Consider the following 1,075-nt stretch of genomic DNA (forward strand, 5'->3'; position numbering starts at 1 on the left):
CTTTTTCGTCCATTTTCCAAAGCCAATAATCTAAATCGCCTTTGTTGTTATCTTCTTTATTTCCGTTTTTACCAGAAATAGAACTTCCTGCCAGAATAAATCCATAATCTGGTGTAGGAATCGCATCGTACAAAAATTCGGCATGTTTGCCTCCGTAAGATTTTTCCCAAAGGATGTCTTGGGCATAAGTAAATGAGCTCGCTAAAAGAAAGGCAAACCCATAGAATGAGGATTTTTTTATCATAAGTATAACATGTAATTTTTACTCGTGTGCAAAACTAGGTCTTCTTACCTATAGCAATCAATACGTATTTATACGTATTTTTCATACTTTTTGCTACGTATAAATACGTACTTTTTAAATTTCTCTACTCTATAGAGGATTAAAAAAGGTAAAAGGTTGGTTAAAAGACTTTTATTTTTCTGCAGCAAAAATAGTCCGCCCATTTTTTAAAAAATAGGAATATTTTACATTTAACTATGATTATATAAAAACTGTAATTTGTGTTAAAATTTAAATATATTAGTTACACCGCTTATTGGAATATGGGTCTAGGTAAATAGACGTAAATTTGTAAACCTTTTGTGTCTTTTTTGTAATCAAAAAAACTAAATATACATAAGCCTTTAATTTCTGTATTGGGAAATAAAATGCACTTTCGAATAATAAATCAAAAACCACTCCCTTACAGAGTGGTTTTATGATATCTAGTGGATATCTTTTTTTATTTTAAAGAATAGCTCAGCGCCTATAATTATACTCTTTTAGAGTATATAGAATCGCTTTGAGACTCTAATGAATAGCATTTTGCTTCTAATGATTACCTTTTAGCTTATTAATAGAAGCTTAGAGGTTGTAATGATAATCTTTTAGCTCATTGATAGACACTTTTTGCTTCTAATTACAACCATTTGGGTTATAAATAATAGCTTTTTACTTATAATTATAACCTTTGAGGTTATTAATCAAAGCTATTAGATTGTAAAGAATAGCTTTTAGGTTTAAATTAAAAAACCACTCCTTAACAGAGTGGTTTTATTTTGATTTACTTACCGGGCACGGAAATCATTTCCG

Annotated in this window: 1 pseudogene; it reads right to left on the reverse strand. The window is 29.3% G+C overall.

The window, feature by feature from the left end:
* Window positions 1-244, reverse strand: a pseudogene (locus NHF47_RS17045) (T9SS C-terminal target domain-containing protein); the annotation flags it as partial.
* Between the last annotated feature and the right edge of the window lie 831 nt (window positions 245-1,075).

This window comes from Flavobacterium sp. NRK F7 (genome assembly GCF_024054195.1).
Classification (GTDB): Bacteria; Bacteroidota; Bacteroidia; order Flavobacteriales; family Flavobacteriaceae; genus Flavobacterium.